General features: G+C 27.5%; 19 protein-coding genes. 18 read left to right on the top strand and 1 reads right to left on the bottom strand.

Annotated elements, in window-relative coordinates; genetic code table 11:
• Position 1: 1 nt before the first annotated feature.
• From AVBRAN12640_RS03860 to AVBRAN12640_RS03835, 6 genes are all read left to right on the top strand, one after another.
• Entirely contained in the window at positions 2–1,081 is a 1,080-nt protein-coding gene (locus AVBRAN12640_RS03860; RefSeq protein ID WP_336608430.1) for a MotA/TolQ/ExbB proton channel family protein, read from the top strand.
• Positions 1,074–2,063, top strand: a complete 990-nt coding sequence (locus AVBRAN12640_RS03855; protein ID WP_214120115.1) for an OmpA family protein — start codon at positions 1,074–1,076, stop codon at positions 2,061–2,063. Before AVBRAN12640_RS03860 ends, AVBRAN12640_RS03855 begins: the two co-directional genes overlap by 8 nt.
• Positions 2,044–2,991, top strand: coding sequence for a glycosyltransferase family 9 protein (locus AVBRAN12640_RS03850; protein ID WP_336608429.1), 948 nt, complete (start codon positions 2,044–2,046; stop codon positions 2,989–2,991). The genes AVBRAN12640_RS03855 and AVBRAN12640_RS03850 overlap by 20 nt, the downstream gene beginning before the upstream one ends.
• Positions 2,988–3,863, top strand: a complete 876-nt coding sequence (locus tag AVBRAN12640_RS03845; RefSeq protein ID WP_336608428.1) for a lipid A biosynthesis lauroyl acyltransferase — start codon at positions 2,988–2,990, stop codon at positions 3,861–3,863. Before AVBRAN12640_RS03850 ends, AVBRAN12640_RS03845 begins: the two co-directional genes overlap by 4 nt.
• Positions 3,860–4,741, top strand: a complete 882-nt coding sequence (locus AVBRAN12640_RS03840) for a glycosyltransferase family 9 protein (RefSeq protein WP_336608427.1) — start codon at positions 3,860–3,862, stop codon at positions 4,739–4,741. The genes AVBRAN12640_RS03845 and AVBRAN12640_RS03840 overlap by 4 nt, the downstream gene beginning before the upstream one ends.
• 61 nt (positions 4,742–4,802) lie before the next feature.
• Positions 4,803–5,150, top strand: a complete 348-nt coding sequence (locus AVBRAN12640_RS03835) for a cupin domain-containing protein (protein ID WP_336608426.1) — start codon at positions 4,803–4,805, stop codon at positions 5,148–5,150.
• Between the two features lie 30 nt (positions 5,151–5,180).
• Here AVBRAN12640_RS03835 and glnA read toward each other — a convergent pair whose 3' ends face one another.
• Positions 5,181–6,611 carry a type I glutamate--ammonia ligase gene (gene glnA, locus AVBRAN12640_RS03830; RefSeq protein WP_336608425.1) on the bottom strand — a complete coding sequence of 477 codons (1,431 nt, stop codon included), beginning with the start codon at positions 6,609–6,611 and terminating at the stop codon, positions 5,181–5,183.
• An 83-nt stretch (positions 6,612–6,694) separates the two neighbouring features.
• On the opposite strand from glnA, the gene AVBRAN12640_RS03825 reads away from it, so the two are divergent.
• From AVBRAN12640_RS03825 to mshL, 12 genes are all read left to right on the top strand, one after another.
• A complete protein-coding gene (locus tag AVBRAN12640_RS03825) occupies positions 6,695–7,411 on the top strand; it encodes a chemotaxis protein (protein WP_336608424.1) in 717 nt (238 codons plus the stop codon).
• Positions 7,411–8,658, top strand: coding sequence for a peptidase U32 family protein (locus AVBRAN12640_RS03820; RefSeq protein ID WP_214115758.1), 1,248 nt, complete (start codon positions 7,411–7,413; stop codon positions 8,656–8,658). Before AVBRAN12640_RS03825 ends, AVBRAN12640_RS03820 begins: the two co-directional genes overlap by 1 nt.
• An 8-nt stretch (positions 8,659–8,666) precedes the next feature.
• Positions 8,667–9,149: a DUF3972 domain-containing protein gene (locus AVBRAN12640_RS03815; protein WP_214115757.1), complete on the top strand. Its 483-nt coding sequence runs from the start codon at positions 8,667–8,669 to the stop codon at positions 9,147–9,149.
• A 2-nt stretch (positions 9,150–9,151) separates the two neighbouring features.
• Positions 9,152–9,868, top strand: coding sequence for a tetratricopeptide repeat protein (locus tag AVBRAN12640_RS03810; RefSeq protein ID WP_336608423.1), 717 nt, complete (start codon positions 9,152–9,154; stop codon positions 9,866–9,868).
• A 99-nt stretch (positions 9,869–9,967) separates the two neighbouring features.
• Positions 9,968–10,411, top strand: a complete 444-nt coding sequence (gene rplI, locus AVBRAN12640_RS03805; protein ID WP_214120108.1) for a 50S ribosomal protein L9 — start codon at positions 9,968–9,970, stop codon at positions 10,409–10,411.
• Positions 10,411–10,947, top strand: a complete 537-nt coding sequence (gene hslV, locus AVBRAN12640_RS03800; RefSeq protein ID WP_214115754.1) for an ATP-dependent protease subunit HslV — start codon at positions 10,411–10,413, stop codon at positions 10,945–10,947. Before rplI ends, hslV begins: the two co-directional genes overlap by 1 nt.
• A gap of 2 nt (positions 10,948–10,949) precedes the next feature.
• Positions 10,950–12,269 carry an HslU--HslV peptidase ATPase subunit gene (gene hslU, locus AVBRAN12640_RS03795; RefSeq protein WP_214150108.1) on the top strand — a complete coding sequence of 440 codons (1,320 nt, stop codon included), beginning with the start codon at positions 10,950–10,952 and terminating at the stop codon, positions 12,267–12,269.
• Positions 12,266–13,135 carry a GTPase Era gene (gene era / locus AVBRAN12640_RS03790; protein WP_336608422.1) on the top strand — a complete coding sequence of 290 codons (870 nt, stop codon included), beginning with the start codon at positions 12,266–12,268 and terminating at the stop codon, positions 13,133–13,135. Before hslU ends, era begins: the two co-directional genes overlap by 4 nt.
• An 18-nt stretch (positions 13,136–13,153) precedes the next feature.
• Positions 13,154–14,842: a hypothetical protein gene (locus AVBRAN12640_RS03785; protein ID WP_214115751.1), complete on the top strand. Its 1,689-nt coding sequence runs from the start codon at positions 13,154–13,156 to the stop codon at positions 14,840–14,842.
• A complete protein-coding gene (locus AVBRAN12640_RS03780; RefSeq protein WP_214120104.1) occupies positions 14,839–15,534 on the top strand; it encodes a hypothetical protein in 696 nt (231 codons plus the stop codon). Before AVBRAN12640_RS03785 ends, AVBRAN12640_RS03780 begins: the two co-directional genes overlap by 4 nt.
• Entirely contained in the window at positions 15,534–15,902 is a 369-nt protein-coding gene (locus tag AVBRAN12640_RS03775) for a hypothetical protein (protein WP_214115749.1), read from the top strand. The genes AVBRAN12640_RS03780 and AVBRAN12640_RS03775 overlap by 1 nt, the downstream gene beginning before the upstream one ends.
• Positions 15,880–17,502 (top strand): pilus (MSHA type) biogenesis protein MshL, encoded by a 1,623-nt coding sequence (mshL, locus tag AVBRAN12640_RS03770; protein ID WP_214150105.1) that lies wholly within the window; start codon positions 15,880–15,882, stop codon positions 17,500–17,502. Before AVBRAN12640_RS03775 ends, mshL begins: the two co-directional genes overlap by 23 nt.
• The last annotated feature ends 5 nt before the right edge of the window (positions 17,503–17,507 follow it).

The raw sequence follows: 17,507 nt of genomic DNA, 5'->3' as shown, positions 1-17,507 counted from the left end.
CTTGCAAACAATAATTATTAAAAAGAAGAAAAGTGTATTTTCTTCTTTTTTGTTTTTAATCTTTTTACCTTTATTAGTCTTCGTGTTAGCGATTTTAGCTTATTTAAATATTATAAAACTTATTATGCCATTACATACTATTATAATGTGTTCTGTGCTCTTAGTATTTGCTATGTTTTTTGCACCGCAAAATGAATATTGTGTATATGCAAAAATTAAAAAAAATTCGTCAATTTTTGAAAATGATTTAAAAGATTTTATTAAAGATAATTCTTTAAGAATTGATGAAATTAGTAAGGCTAATGTGAGTTTTGATGAATTTTTTGATAATTATTTACATAAGCTAAAGCCACTTTCATTTGGATATATTGCTAGTGCTGTTTTTCCAATGATTGGAATTTTAGGAACATTTATAAGTATTGCAATATCTATGCCTGATTTTAAAGTAGGGAGTTCAGCTGCACTTGAAGGAGAAATTAGCTTATTGCTTAGTGGAATTTCAACTGCTTTTTATGTTTCAATTTATGGGATTTTTCTTACTATTTGGTGGATGTTTTATTCAAGACTTGGTATTGCTAAAATTAATAATTTTAAAGAAAATTATAGAATTAATAGTAAAAAATATTTTTGGAGTAAAGAAGAATTAGAAAGAATTTCTCTTAGAAAAAATAGTGAGTTATTTTCTAATACAAATTTATTATTATCAAAGCTTTATGATAATGAGTTTTTTAATGAAATATCAAAACTTCATCAAGATAAATTTACGGGTTTTAAAGAATTATTTAAATCTTATGAAAAAATTGCGATAGTTCATACAAATTTAGCTCAAAAATCTTTAGAATTAAGCAATAAAAATACTAAGCAAATGCAAGAAAAGATAGATGAATTTTCATTAAGAATTGAAAATAGCTTGAAAGAATTTGCTAAATTAAAAGAAGATTTAGAAGCTAAATTATTAGATTTTAAAAATATTTATGAAGATGAAAAACATGAATTTAGAATAGTTGATGAATTAAAAGCTGATATTGAAAACCTTAGTAAAGAAGCAAATCAGGTATTAAATAAAATAAATAATGCGTAATAAAGATAATAATAATTTTTGGATAGTTTATGCTGATTTGATGGCTGGATTGTTGTTTGTATTTATTTTAGTTCTTAGTGCTATTGTTTTAAAATATATTTTTACACAAAATGAGCTAAAAAATGAACAAAAACATTTAGATGAATCAAAAGCTTTAATAATTAGCAAAGATGAGCTTTTGAGCTCGTTAAATGAAGAGCTTGAAAAACTCAATATTTCATTAAACGATGAGCTAAATAAAAATAAAGATGCAAATGATTATATTAAAAAATTGCTTCTTAATTTAGATGAAAATGCAAAAAATAAGGAAGAATTATTAAGCAATATTGACAAAAAAGACGCACAGATTTTAATACTACTTAAAAATCTTGAAGATACTGAAATAAAAATAAAAAATAAAGATGATAAAATAGACGAATTAGCAAAGCAATTGAGTGGGTTTAAGGTTGAATACGAAAAGCTTAAAAATAATAAAACAAAATTAATTCAAGCTTTACAAAATAAGTTATCAAATGATATTTTAATCAATCTTAATTCAGGCAGTATTAGCTTAAATGCTAGTATTTTGTTTGATAGTGCGGAGTATTTGATTAAAGATAGTGCAAAAGAAGAGCTTAAAAAAACTCTAATTAAGTATTTTGATGCCTTGCTTAGCTCACCTGAAATTCTAGCTAATATTGATAGTATAGTGATTGAAGGACATACTGATAGTGTTGGTGGATTTACTTATAATCTTGAGTTATCTCAAAAAAGAGCTTTGGAGATTATGAAATTTATTAATTCGTTTTATAATGATAAAAGATTAGAAAAACTACTTGTAGCAGTTGGCAAAAGCTATAATGATTTAAAATTTAAAGATGGCGTTGAAGATAAACAAGCAAGCAGAAGAATAGAAATAAAATTACAATTTTCAAATGAACAAGCAATCAAGGAATTTGAAAGTGTAATTTCAAAGGATTTAAGTGAAAATAGCAATAATTAGACTTAGTGCAATGGGCGATATTTTTCATATGCTATGGCATATTAATTATATAAGAGCTGCATATCCTAAAGCTAGGATTGATTTTTTTGTAGATTCTAGGTTTTATTTTTTACTTGATGGACTTATTTGGTTTGATAATATTTATTCATTACCACTTAAAAAACACCCAATAAAAGCAATAAAAGAGATAAAACATTTAAAAAAATTATATGATATTAGTATTGATTATCAAGGAAGAATAAAATCAGGTTTTTTAGCAAATTATTTGAGCGCAAATTCTTATGGATATTCTAAAAATGGTTTAAGAGAAAAGTTAGCTTATTATTTTTATAAAAACCATTGCAATTGTGATTATTTAGAAAATGTGTATAAAAGAAGCCTTGAATTAACTTGCTTTGCTTTAAAAGAATTTAAAAATGATGAGTTAGTAACTAGCGATATATTAATTTATGATGAGATAAAAACTCAAAATATTATGAATAAAATAAAGCCTTTAATAGAAGATGAATTTATATTATTACATAATGGCTCAAGCAAGATAAATAAAATGCTTCCTTTAGAAAAATTGATTGATATTTGTAAAAATTGTGATTATAAAATATTGCTTAGTTGGGGTTCTCAAATAGAACTTGATAGAGCAAATGAGATTGCAAAAGAATGTAAAAATGCTAAAGTCTTGCCTAAAATTTCATTAAATGAATTAGTGTTTTTAAGCAAATTAGCAAAATTAATCATAGGAAATGATAGTGGGACTACTCATATTGCTGTGGTTTTAAATCGTCCTAATATAACTTTTTTAAACGAGTGTGATAAAAAACCTGCAAAAAGATTAATAAGTCCATCTAATTTACAACATTATTTTTATAAATTTAGCGATGTAAATAAAGAAAAAGTTTTAGATATTATTAGTAGGGTTTTTAGCAAATGAGAGATTATTTATATATTTTTATTTTTTATTTTTTTAATTTTTTACTGAAATTAATTCCCAATAAGATTTTAAAATTCTTTGCTAATTTAATTGGTAGCCTAGCATTTAGAATTAATAAAAAACATAAAAATATAATCTTAAAAAACTTAGAGCATTTTTGCAAACTCACACAAGCTCCAAAAAGTATAGAAATTACCAAACAAGTTTATAAAAAATTTGCCTTTTATATATTATCAATGGTAAAAAATCAAAATATAAGCCAAGAAAAATTATTAAAACAAATAAAATTATTCAAAAACGAAGAATATTTACAAGATTTATTAAGTGCTAATGCAAAAATAGTTTTTACAACAGCACATTATGGATATTGGGAGATTTTGCCATCTGCTGTTGCTATTAAGTATAATTGTAAAATTAATATAATTGGAAGAGCTTTAGAGAGTGTAAAAATTAATGCCATACTTACTAAATATAGAGAAAATTTCGGAGTAAAACTAATAGAAAAAACAAATGCTTTAAGACCTATGATTAAGGCTTTAAACAATAATGAATTAGTAGGAATTGTAAGCGATCAAGACGCACATATTAAAGAAAGTAGCGAGTTTATTTTATATGGTAGAAAAGTTACTCAAAGCAATGCAGCAAGTCTTATAGCTAAAAGGTGTGATGCTTATTTATTGCCTGTTTATATTTATGAAATTAGCGATGGTTATTGTATAGAGTTTTTTAAGCCATTAAAGGCTAGTGAAAAAACAATAGAAGAACTTAGCTTTTATCAATTAGAATGCACGAAAAAAATGTGGGAAAAAAATCCTAGCGAGTATTTTTGGTTTCACAAAAGATTTAAGACATTTTATGGGGATGAGTATTGAAAATTTTTATATATTTACCTAATTGGCTAGGCGATGCTATTATGGCTGCTGGTGCTATTAATGCTTTAATTAAAAAATATCCTAATGCAAAAATTACTTTTTATGGAAGTTTTGTAGCTTGTGAGCTTTATAAGGATTTAGGTGAAATTGTAGTAGAGATAAAAAAACAAAGATTAAAGCAAATTAAGGCTTTAAAAGAAGAATTTGATTTAGGAATTTCATTTAAAGCAAGTTTGTCATCTAAGTTTTTATTATTTATATTAAATGCTAAGAAAAAATTTTATTTTAAAGCAAACAAAAGTGATAATACTCATCAAGTTTTAAAATATTTTAATCTAATAAAGCCACTTGGATTAGACGAGCAATTAAACACAGCTTTACCTTTTAAAAAGCTTAAAACAAGAAAACTAATAGGAATAGCAGCTGGTGCTAATTATGGTGCTGCTAAATGCTATGAGCCTAGTTATTTTGCAAAAATTGCTAGCACTTTTAAAGAGCATAAAATAATACTTTTTGGGACTAAAAATGAAGCTGGAATTTGTAATTTTATTGAAGATGAGCTTAAAAAATACGATATAAAAGCCATTAATTTGTGTGGTAAAACTAATATTAAAAGATTGGCTTTAGCAGTTTCTAGCCTTGATTATTTATTGGCAAATGATAGTGGAATTATGCATTTAGGTGCTAGTTTTAATATAAAAGTTCTAGCATTTTTCGGACCTACGAATACAAAACAAACATATCCTTTTTGTAATAATGGTAAGTTATTTTCATTGTTTTTGCCTTGTTCTCCTTGTGCTAAAAAAGTATGCCCTTTAAAGCACCACAATTGTATGAAACAAATGACACCTGAATTTGTATTAGAACAAATGAGATAAATCAAGTCTTTTTATTTCTTTAAAGAGTAAAATACTCCTAAAATTATTCAAAGGAGATTTTATGAAATTTAATGTAATTTATGAAGTAAAAGATTGGCAAGGCAATTCAAGTGAGTTAAAAATAACTCCAATTTATGATGATGAAGCAAACAAAGAAATCCAAATTATTTTACCAAAAGGTAAAATTATGCAAGAGCATAAAGCTCCAGGAGTGATTGTAGTTCAAGTTTTAAAAGGGGATATTGAGTTTGTAATTGATAATAAAAGTATAAATTTAAAAGATTTGATGAGTATAAAAGTAGCTGCTAATATTAATCATAGTTTAATTGCTAATGAAGATAGTGTAATTAGACTAAGTCTTGCAAAAAATGATAATTTTAGTAGGGTAAAAAGCGTTCAAATTGATTAATACTTTAGAGGTTTTTCAACCTCTAAATAATTAGCAAGAATATGTAGTTTTAAATTCGTATGCAGTTGGGCGTTGTTCTACTGGCCAAACTTGATTTTTAAACTTCATATGTTGATAATCTTGTATGCAAACATCAGTAAATGCAGGTTTTAAATAAGCATTATCACGGATTAAGCTCTCTAAAGCACCCCTTAGAGTATGTGGTAATTGCTCTATTCCTTTTTCTCTAATTTCATCAAGGCTTAATTTAAATAAATTCTCATCCATAGGTCCAGCTGCAGTAAGCTCATTTTTAATTCCATCAAGTCCTGCTAAAAGCATAGATGAAAATGCCAAATACACATTACTAGAACTATCAGGAAAACGCATTTCAACTCTAGCACTTTTTTCGTTAATTCCATAAGGCACTCTACAACTAGCTGAACGATTTTGACAAGAGTAAGTTAGAATTGATGGAGCTTCAAACCCTGGGATTAATCTTTTATAAGAATTAGTAGTTGGATTTGTAAATGCTGTTACACTTCTTGCGTGTCTTAAAACCCCACCTATATAATGAATTGCAGTCTTACTAAGTCCTGCATAGCCACTTTTATCATAGAATAAGTTTTTACCATTTTTAAATAAGCTCATATGAACGTGCATTCCGCTACCATTATCAAGATGAAGTGGTTTTGGCATAAATGTAGCAGTTTTACCATTTAGATGAGCTACCATTTTTACTACATATTTATATATTTGAACATTATCAGCAGCTTCTACTAAAGTATTAAACTTAACCCCGATTTCTCCTTGACCTTGTGCGTTTTCGTGGTGATGAACAAAGCATTCAATACCAACACGCTCTAAAACTTGAACCATTTCAGCTCTTAAATCTTGCATACTATCAACAGGAGGAACTGGAGTATAACCACCTTTTCTTCTTGGGCGATGACCGGTGTTATAAGCGTCTTCATAATGCTTACCATCATTCCATTCACCTTCTTCTGTGTCTATTTGATACATAGCATAATTCATTGTATCTACGATTTTAATATCATCAAAGATGAAAAATTCATTTTCAGCACCAAAATATGCAGTATCAGCAATATCACTACTTTCTAGCATTTTAAGAGTTCTTTTTGCTATTGTTCTTGGGCATTTTTCATAAAAATCATTTTTATAAACATCAAAAATATCACAGATTACAATAACGGTATTGTCGCTTGTAAATGGGTCAATAAAAGTTGTTGTAACATCAGGGATTAATATCATATCACTTTTTTCAATTGGTTGCCATCCTTTATACGAGCTTGCATCAAAAGGAATTCCACTAGTAAGTGTATCTTTTGTTACACTTTTCATAGTGTATGTATGATGATTCCAAGTGCCATCAAGAGAAGTAAATCTAAAATCTACAAACTTTATTTCATTGCTTATGCAAAAATCAAAGAATTCGGTAACATTATTTACAAATTTAGCCATTTTTTTAACCTTAAGTTAGATTTGATTAGCTATGATTTTAGCTAATATTTTTTAATTAAGTATTATTTTAAGGAAGAAAAATAATGACGCAAGAAGAATTAGATGTTTTAATGGCTGGTGGGCTTGATGATTTTGAAGATGAAATTGTTAATGATATAAAAGAAGAAGTTGTAGAGCCTAGTGAAGCAATTGAAGATTTAGAAGATGAAGAATTGAGTTTAGAAGAAGAATATAAATCATATAGACCAGATTCAAGGAAATCTTGGCCACCACCACCACCAACAGAAGATCATAAAGTTGTAAATCAATTAGATGATGTAACTCGTGATAGTGAAGTTAAAGCTACTGAATTACTTGAAAAAATTGAAACAATGATGGATTATTTTGCAACTGCTGAAAAGATTATAAAAACCTTTAAAAAATCAGTTCAAAATCAAGTTGAGTTATTTACAACTTTAAATGAGAAATTTCCTAATGTTAATAAATTTAGTGAATGTTTAGCTGAATGCAAAGAACAATTAGCAAAAATTGATGAAGCATTAGATAATCTAGCTATGGGACAAGATGAAGCTATGATGGCAATGGACGCTATGCAATATCAAGATATTCATAGACAAAAAATTGAGCGTGTAATTAATGTAATGAGAGCGTTATCTAAGTATATGAATAGCTTGTTTGAAGGCAGGATTGATGATGAAAAAAGAGTTAGTAGTGCTGTTCATATTGAAGGAGATAGCACAGCTGATTTGGTTACAAATGATGATATTGAAGCATTAATTGCGTCATTAGGTAAAAAATAATGCTAACTCCACAAATAATTGCTCCAGCAGGTAATTTAAAAAAATTAAAAATTGCTGTAAATTATGGTGCTGATGCTGTTTATGCAGGACTTTCATCGTTTTCTTTACGCTCTCGTGCTGCTAAAGAATTTGATGAAACTAGCTTTGCAGAAGGTATAAAATATGCTCATAGCAAAGGTGTGCAAGTTTATGCAACGGTTAATGGTTTTCATGTGAGTGCTCAATTAGAAGGTCTTAAAAGACATTTAGCCTTACTTGCTGAGTTAAAACCTGATGCGTTAATAATAGCTAGTATAGGTGCTATGAGATTAGCAAAACAAATAGCTCCTAATATTCCTATCCATGTTAGTACTCAAGCAAATATTTTAAATTATGAAGATGCTTTAGTTTATAAAGAATTAGGTGCAAAAAGAGTTGTAATTGCTAGAGAATTAGGCTTAAAAGATGCTTGTGATATAGCAAAAAATGCAGATATTGAAATAGAAGCATTTGTGCATGGCTCAATGTGTTTTGCTTATAGTGGAAGGTGTTTAATATCAGCAGTTCAGAGTGGAAGACGCTCAAATCTTGGTGCATGTGCTAATGATTGTAGATTTCCTTATGAATTATATGCGAAAAATCCAGAAAATAATGCTTTATTTAGAATAGTAGAAGATGATTTAGGAACACATATTTTTAATTCTAAAGATTTAAAACTTGCTAATTATATAGACAAAATTATGGAAAAAAATGCCATAAATGCCTTTAAAATAGAAGGAAGAACTAAGAGTGAATATTATGTAGCTTGTGCAACTAGAACTTACAAACAAGCTGTAATTGATACTTTAAATAATCAATTTGATGCGAAAAAATATGATGATGAGTTAAATACTTTAAAATCTCGTGGATTTACTGATGGGTATTTAATGGCTAGACCTTATGAAAAAGATGATACTCAAAATCACGAAACTTCAATAATGCAAGGCACAATGCAAGTGCATGGGTTTAGCGAAAATGGTAAAAGCATAGCTAGTAAGGGAATTATTAAAAAAGATTATGAATACGAAATATTTGCTCCATTAAATGCAAATATTGAATTAGTGAATAATGAAATAGGCGAAATTTATAAGCGTGATGATAAATATTTTTGCAAATTTAAAAAGCTTATAAATGAGAACAATAAAGAATTTGGCGAATTACATAGTGGTAATATAAATGAGATTTTAAGCCCATCTTTATTGCCAGAATTTAGCTTTTTAAGAGCATAGGAGTTTTTATGCAAACATATCTTGAACTTAGTGAATTTTGCAAATTAGTTCATTTGAATGAAGAAGTCGTAATGGCTATGATTAAAAGTGGTTCATTAAAACACAAATATGAAAATGAAAAGCTTTTAATAGAAGCAAATGCGGGGACTTTTGCAATCGTTCCTGTAAAAGATAAAAACATAGAAGTTCAAGATATTGCAAATACCCCTGCAGGTAATTTTATAGAAAAGACAATAGGAACTATTCTTAATCTTCACGAGAAAGTCTTAGATGCAAAAGATGAAACTTTAGAAGTTTTAAGGGGTGAAAATGCCTTTTTAAAAGAAGCACTTTATTCTATGCAAGAGCTTTATGATGAAGATAGAAAAGTAATAGATACTCTAAATAAAGAATTAGAATTAGCTAGAGAAGAAATTGAATATCTTAAACGCAAATATAAACTAATGTGGAATAAAGCTGTAGAAAATTATCAAAAAGATATTAAAGAATAAAAATGAGAAAATTATTATTATTTGTATTTATTAGCGTGTTTTGTTTTGCTAATCAAGGTTTAGAGTATTATAAAAATAAAGAATACGAAAAAGCTGCTAAAATTTGGGAAAAAGAATGTGCTAAAGATAATTTTAAGTCTTGCAGTTTTTTAGGTTATATTTATAGTCAAGAAAAATATGTAAAGCAAGATTATTCAAAAGTAATTAAGCTATTTAAAAAAGCTTGTGATGCAAATGAGTTTGGTGCTTGTTTTGGTTTAGGTTGGATATATAAAAATGGAAAAAGTATAAAACAAGATGACAAAAAAGCAAATAACTTATATGAAAAAGCTTGTAATGCAGATATTTTTGAAGCGTGTTATAATTTAGGTAATTCTTATTATATTGGACAAGGTGTAAAGCAAGATTATAGTAAATCAATCAAGTTGTATGAAAAAGCTTGCGATGGAGAAGTTTTTAATGCTTGTTATAATGCTGGCGTTTCGTATAGCGAAGGAAAAGGCGTAGAACAAGATTACAATAAAGCAATTAAATTATACGAAAAAGCTTGCGATGGAGAATATCCTATGGCTTGCAATAATTTAGCTCTTGCTTATTTTAATGGCGAAGGTGTAAAAGAAGACTATAATAAAGCGCTTAAATTAAGTAAAAAAGCTTGTGATTTAGGCGAGCAGATGGGTTGTTATAATTACGACATACTTAATCAAATAAAGTATTAGAATTTAAATCATTCATTATAGATTTAAATTCCACATAATAATTTGCGTAAAATATACTTTTTTTTATTACAATCAATAATATTACAAAAAGGAGAAATTATGAAAGTTTTATTAATTAAAGATGTAAAAGGCTTAGGTAAAGCCGGAGAAGTTAAAGAAGTAAAAGATGGTTATGGTCAAAATTTCTTAATTGGTAAAGGTTTTGCAAAAGTTGCTAGCACAGAAGTGCTTAGAAAACACGCAAGTGATTTAAAGAAAAAAGAAGAGCAAGACAGATATGAGCTTGAATTAATGAATAAATTAAAAGATAGCTTAGCTGATAAAAAAGTTATTATTAAAAAACAATTAGGCGCTAATGGAGCATTATTTGGTGGAGTTACAAAAGATGAAATTTCACACGCTATTAAAGAGCAATTTAACCTTGAACTTGATAAAAAAAGCATTCAAGATTATGCTATTAAAGCAGAAGGTGAGTATAAAGTGAGTGCAAAATTAGGTCATGGCATTGTTGCTGAATTTGTAGTAGTGGTAAAAGGTGCTTAATGTTTCACGCTACTACGATTTTAGCTTATAAAGGAAAAGACGCTTCAGTAATTGGTGGTGACGGACAAGTTACTTTTGGAAATACGGTTTTAAAGGGTAATGCAGTAAAACTTAGAAAACTTTATGAAGGAAAAGTATTAGCAGGTTTTGCAGGAAGCACTGCTGATGCTTTTACTTTATTTGATATGTTTGAAAAAATGCTTGAGAGTAAAAAAGGAGATTTAGAAAGAGCTGTTATTGAGTTTTCAAAAGAGTGGAGAAAAGATAAATACTTAAGAAAACTTGAAGCTATGATGATAGTTTTAAACAGAAAACAAATCTTTTTATTAAGCGGGACAGGCGATGTAGTTGTGCCACAAGATGAGTGCATTTGTGCTATTGGAAGTGGTGGAGCATACGCACTTAGTGCTGCAAGAGCATTGCATAATCATGCGAATTTAGATGAATTAACTTTAGTTAAAGAAAGTCTTAAAATTGCAGGAGAGATTTGTATTTATACAAACACAAATATAACTACTTATGAATTAAGGGATTAAGAATGCAGATGTTACCTAAAGAAATTGTTGAATTTTTAGATGAATATGTAATAGGTCAAGAAAAAGCTAAAAAGGTAATTGCTATTGCTTTAAGAAATAGATATAGAAGATTAAAGCTTGAAGAAAGTATGCAAGATGATGTTGTTCCTAAAAATATTTTAATGATAGGAAGCACAGGTGTTGGTAAAACAGAAATTGCAAGAAGAATTGCTAAATTAATGGGCTTGCCTTTTATTAAAGTAGAAGCTAGTAAATATACTGAAGTTGGTTTTGTTGGTCGTGATGTAGAAAGTATGGTAAGAGATTTAGCTAATGCAGCTTTAACTTTAGTAAAAAACGAGCATTTAGAAAAAAACAAATCAAGATTAGCTGAATTAATAGAAAATAAAATTTTAGAAAAATTATTACCGCCATTACCAAAAGGTGTTAGTGAAGAAAAACAAGCAGAGTATGAAACTAGCTTAGAAAAGATGAAAGAGCGTCTAAGAAATAAAGAATTTGAAGATAAGGTTATAGAAATTTATGTAACCCAACGCTCACTTGAGACAAATCCAAATCTACCACCAGAACTTGCAAGTATGCAAGAGATGGTAAAAGTAATTGGTATTGCTGATAAAAAAGTGAAAAAAGAGTTAAAAATTAAAGACGCTAGAAAAGTTTTAGAAACTGAATTAACAGATAGTGTTTTAGATAATGAAAGTATTAAAGATGAAGCCTTAAAAAGAGTTCAAAATGAAGGAATAATCTTTATTGACGAGATAGATAAAGTTGCGGTAAGCTCGGGTAATTCAAGCAGACAAGACCCTAGCAAAGAAGGTGTTCAAAGAGATTTATTACCTATCGTAGAAGGTAGTGTAGTAAATACTAAATTAGGTAATGTAAAAACTGATCATATATTATTTATTGCAGCAGGTGCATTTCATTTAAGTAAGCCAAGTGATTTAATCCCTGAATTACAAGGTAGATTTCCACTAAGAGTTGAGCTTGATAGCTTGGGTGCTGATGAATTGTATGAGATTTTAACAAGACCTAAAAACTCACTTTTAAAACAATATAAAGCCCTTTTAGAAACTGAAGGAGTTAATTTAGTATTTGAAGATGATGCTATTAAAAAAATTGCAAAAATAGCAGCACAAGCAAATGAAAGTATGGAAGATATAGGTGCTAGACGCTTACATACTGTTATTGAAAAATTAGTAGAAGATATTTCTTATGAGTGTGATAAATACAAAGATAAAGATTGTGTAATAGATACAAAATTAGTTGATGATAAATTAGGCTCTATTATAGAAAATCAAGATATAGCAAGATATATTTTATGAAAAGCGGTTTTGTAAGTGTAATCGGCAGAACAAATGCCGGTAAAAGCACAATGATTAATTCTTTACTAGGCGAAAATATTTGCCTAGTATCACATAAAGAAAATGCCACAAGAAGAAAAATGAATGTGGTAATAATGCACGATGAAAATCAAATAATATTAATAGATACTCCAGGTCTACACGAAAGCAATAAGAATTTCAATCAACTATTAATAGAAGCTGCTAAAAAGAGCTTAGATGAGTGTGATTTGATTGTATTTGTGATGAGTATTTTTGATAGTTTAGATGAATATAAAAAATTTTTAGATTTAAAGCCAAAGGTTGAGCATATTGTAGTTATAAACAAAGTTGATTTGGTTGAACCTAAAAAATTATTGGATAAATTAGAAGAATTTAATAAATTAGATATTGTTCCTAATATCATTCCTTATTCATCAAAAAATAAATTTTATAAAAATAAATTATTAGATGAGATGGTAAAGTATTTACCAGAACACCCATATTTTTTTGACCCAGAATTTAGTACTGATAAAACAACTAAAGATGTTGTTAAGGAATTAATAATAGAAAGCATTTATCAAAATCTTAGTGATGAATTGCCATATTGTTGTGAAGTGTTAATTAATAAAATTATAGAAAAAGATAATTTTTTAACTATTTATGCCGATATTATTACAGATTCAGAAAATCATAAAGCAATGCTAATCGGTCGAAATGCTAATACAATTAAGCGTATTGGAATAGTTGCTAGGAAAAGAATTGCTGAAGTTTTTTTATTAAAAATTAACTTAAAGTTGGTTGCAAAAGTTCAAAAAAAATGGTACGATAATGAGAACTTTTTAAAAAAAGTAGGCTTAAAACAATAAAAAATAAAAGGTATTTAAATGGCGAAAACAGCGAAAAAAAGAGAATTGGTCGCTTTTGATTCAAGTACAAAAAAACTCTATAAACTTGCTGATAATGTCCTTAGTGAAATTACCGTTAAGGAAAAAAGCAATTCTGCTTACAATATTACCTATATGCCAGGTGAAAATGTAAAGTATGCTTCTGTTGAGGTTCCAAACGATACAGATGAGGATGAAATCAGTATAATTACAAACAAAACTTATGAAGTATTAGAATTAGATATAGACAAGGATTATAAGATATCTTATAGTATTTCTAATGCTAGTATGGGAATTAATACAGTATATAATGTATTTGTAGTAGAAAATGAAAAAATTGAAACAGAATTTAAAGATGTAGCTAATAAGCTTCAGTATATTGATTATATAGATATTGAACCATTGATGTATCAAAATTATTATACAAGCAAACTTATAGAAAGTGATGGAGTTCAAGTATTTATATATTTTCATAAAACATATACAACACTTACTGTGTATAAAGATGGAGAATTAATAAACTATAAGATTATTAATAAACTTAGCATAGATATGTTGCATGGTAGTTTTTCTCATGATTTAGGAGAGAGAATTCCTGAACATATGTTTTTAAATGAATTATCAAAATATGGTTTTGACCATGTAGATGATGCAAAAAGAGTTTCACTTAATAAGGTTTTAAGCGAGTCTTTTAAATTCTTAATTAACAATTTATCTTTAATATTAAGAGGTGCTCAATTAGATAATGTTACTATTACAAAAGTATTTGTAGGAACTGATATTGGGTTAAGTCAAAATTTCTTAAAAAAAGTTGAAGTATTGTTTTCTTGCTTTAGGTGTCTTGATGATGATATTATACTTGAAACTATGCTTAATAATAAAGTTGAAATTGGAATTAATAGTCTTGAGGTAGCAGAATTTATTAATATCCATAAAATTAAATATGATTTATTTAAAAATATTAGAAATTTTACCGTTGAGGTTAATACACCTTCTGAATTTACAACTACTCCTGAAAAAGAAGGCGGAGAATTAAGGATTAATCCATTTGTTTTATTAAGCTTGTTAAGAGCTAATGAACAATTAAAAATGCCAAATGATGTATTCAACATATCTACATTCTTAAGACCACCACCTTTTGCGAAGAGATATTCTGGGAAGTTAATTTTATCAATTTTGGCTGTTATTGTATTGGCTAGTATTTATCCTATATATAATTACATAAATGGTAAATTTATTGAAGTAGAAGAAAGAGATACTAGTGAAAAAATTCCTGCTAAACAAACAGAATATACAAGAATTGATAATGAAATTAAAAACCTTGAAAGTAGATTATCTAGTTTATCAGCTGAAGTAAATGAAGCTAGAAGAACTTTAGAATTTAGATATACACTTTTAGATAACATTTATGATAAAAAAGTTAATTATCTATCAAAAGCTAGTGCAGCTACAAAAATGGCTAGTATCTTAAATCAAAGCAATATTAAAGTAACAAGTATGTCTTTTGATAATGATATTATAAATGTTAATTTAAAAGGAACTTCAACAGGTATAACTTCATTCTTAAAAGAAATAGGTGCTGATGATACTTATAGTATTGAATCAAGAGATGTATTGATTAAGATATTAAATCTTGATGATAAAGATAAAGAGCATGAAAGTAATATTGTAATAAAGGTTTTAAGATGAAACAAGGTAGTATTTTTGATAAAATAGATAATTATTACGAAAAGCAGCCTAATACTAATATATTCTATATGAGTATATTTATGTGTGTATTTTTATTTGGTTATTTAATCTATGATTATACATATGAGAGTTCAGAGCAGTATGTGGCAGAACAAACAGAATTATTAAATAAAGCTAAAGAAGAGTTAAGAAGACTTGATGATTTTATTGAAAGAGAAAAGCAAAACTCAAGAATACAAAAATTAACACAAGATATCATTAGCGAAGAAAAAGCAAGAAAAGAAATCAGTGATGAGAATATGTATTTTGATGATAAATTAAAAGAAGCATCAAAATTATTATATAATCAAAAAAATTGGTCTGAGTTTATGGCTAAAATTAATGAATTATCTAAAAAATATCAAGTAGTTTTAGGTGATGTAAGAAGCAGTGTAAATGATTTGGTAAGTCAAAAAGTAGAAGAAGTTTTTAATGTTCAATTTTCTTTAACTGGTAAATTCCAAAATATTTTACATTTTGTAAATAGCTTAGAAAAATCAATTGATGTTGTAGATGTAAATATGCTTAAACTATACAAAATTGAGCCTACAGATAATCCTAATAAGGATAATAATGGTGGCGAAAATAACAAAGTTTATACAAATGACATTCAAGCTGATGTTAAAATCTCAATATGGGGGATTAAATATTAATGAAAAAAGTATTATGTATATTAGTTTGTATTCAAGCAATTTTTGCTATGACAAGAACAGAACTTGACAATAAATTTAATGAATTAGTTCAAGTTAGAAATACAATAGACTATCTTGAAATTACAAAAACAAATGATCCTTTTTATAAGGACAAAATCAAATCAGACGAGGTTATAACTTTTACTTTATATGCTATTGTAGATAAAAGAGTGAAAATCAATCAAAAATGGTATGGTTTAAACGAAATAATTACTGCAGGTTATAGGGTAGTTAGTATTAATAATGAAAGAGTTGGTCTTTCAAATTCAATTAATTATGTAGAACTTAATTTAAAGGATAATCAGAATGTTCAAATCAGTGTTAAATAAAACTATTATATCTTTAAGTGCAGCGCTAATGCTATCTAGCTCATTAAGTGCAGCAGATTGCTCAAAAAGAGCTTTTGATATTAAAGTAAATAAAGAAGATACTTCAGCTTACGAAATAATTAATCAATTATCAAAAGTATGTGATTTTAGTGTAGTTTATAAAGATTCATATTCAAAAGGAATATTGAGTACTAGACAAGATGGAATAAGCATTAAAAATATGCATATTAATGGCATTTTTGATTTGCTTATTGCTGAACAAGGTTTAGATTATGATTTTTCAAATAATATCTTAAAAATTCAAGGTTTAAATACTAAAACATTTAAATTAGATTATATTACTTCAGTTCGTAAGGGTAGTGCTATTACTAAGGCAAATGTTGAATCTCAAGCAAGCAGCAGCGATAGCAGTAGCTCAAGTTCAAGTTCAGGTTCAAGTTCAGATAGTGATAATATGATTGAAACTAAAGAAGAATTTGATTTTTGGAAAAACATAGGTAAAGAGATTTCAGAAATAGTTCAAAATTCAGGTCAAAATATTCCTATTACCCCTCCTACAATCAATGCTAATGCAGGTTTAATCACAGTTACTTCAAGTAATGAAATTTTAGATAGGATTGAAACTTATTTAAATCAAGTTCAAGAATCACTTAAAAAGCAAGTAGTAATTGATGTTTCAATTATTGAAGTAAGCCTTAATAAATCTCATAAAACAGGTATAGATTGGACTCAATTTAATTTAGGATTTGATACTACTGGAGCATCTCTTACAAATCTTATTGGAAACACTGCTAATGGCACTATTATTTTAACTGATAAAAAAAATACTTCTAATGTATTTTGGGGTAAAACCGATAAAGGTAGATGGCACGGAGATGAAAATATAGCTATTAATATGGGTATTAACCTAACAGGTATGATAAATTTTCTTAAAGAAAGTGGAGATGTTAAAGTTGTTTCAAGTCCTAAAATCGCAACTTTAAATAACCAACAAGCATTAATCACGGTTGGTGATACATATAATTATAAATTAAAAGGAAGTAGCACAACTACAGATAGTGGTAGCACGGGTGATGCTGATGAAGAAAAATCAATTTTCGTAGGTATTTTATTAAATATCTTACCTGAAATATCAGATGATAATAAAATTATGCTAAGAATTAATCCAAGCATTAGTGAGCTAATAAATATTGAAGATAAAAAAGTTAAAGATGGCTATAGGGTTGTTGCTCCAGATACAAAACAAAAGAAATTATCAACAGTTGTTCAAGTAAGAGATGGAGAGACTATTGTTTTAGGTGGACTTATTACTGATTCTGAATTATTTAGTAAAAATGGAATTCCGGTATTACAAGATATTCCTTTATTAGGAAAATTATTTGGCTCTAAACAAAAATCAAAAGAAAAAACAGAATTAGTGTTTGTTATCACTCCGCATGTTGTTGATTTTACTAAAGATAAAGAAGAAGTAAGAAAATCTTTAGAAGATTTAGGATACTCTTTAGCACTAGATTATAAAGAAGATTTAAAACCTACTGCTACTAAAAACTTATTTAAAGAAAAAGCAGAAGAATTTGATTCAATAAATAATGTTGAATAAGGGTT

The organism is Campylobacter sp. RM12640 (assembly GCF_020137595.1).
Classification (GTDB): Bacteria; Campylobacterota; Campylobacteria; order Campylobacterales; family Campylobacteraceae; genus Campylobacter_E.
The sequence above is the reverse complement of the archived record's forward strand: the minus strand, read 5'-3'. Positions and strand labels throughout refer to the sequence as shown.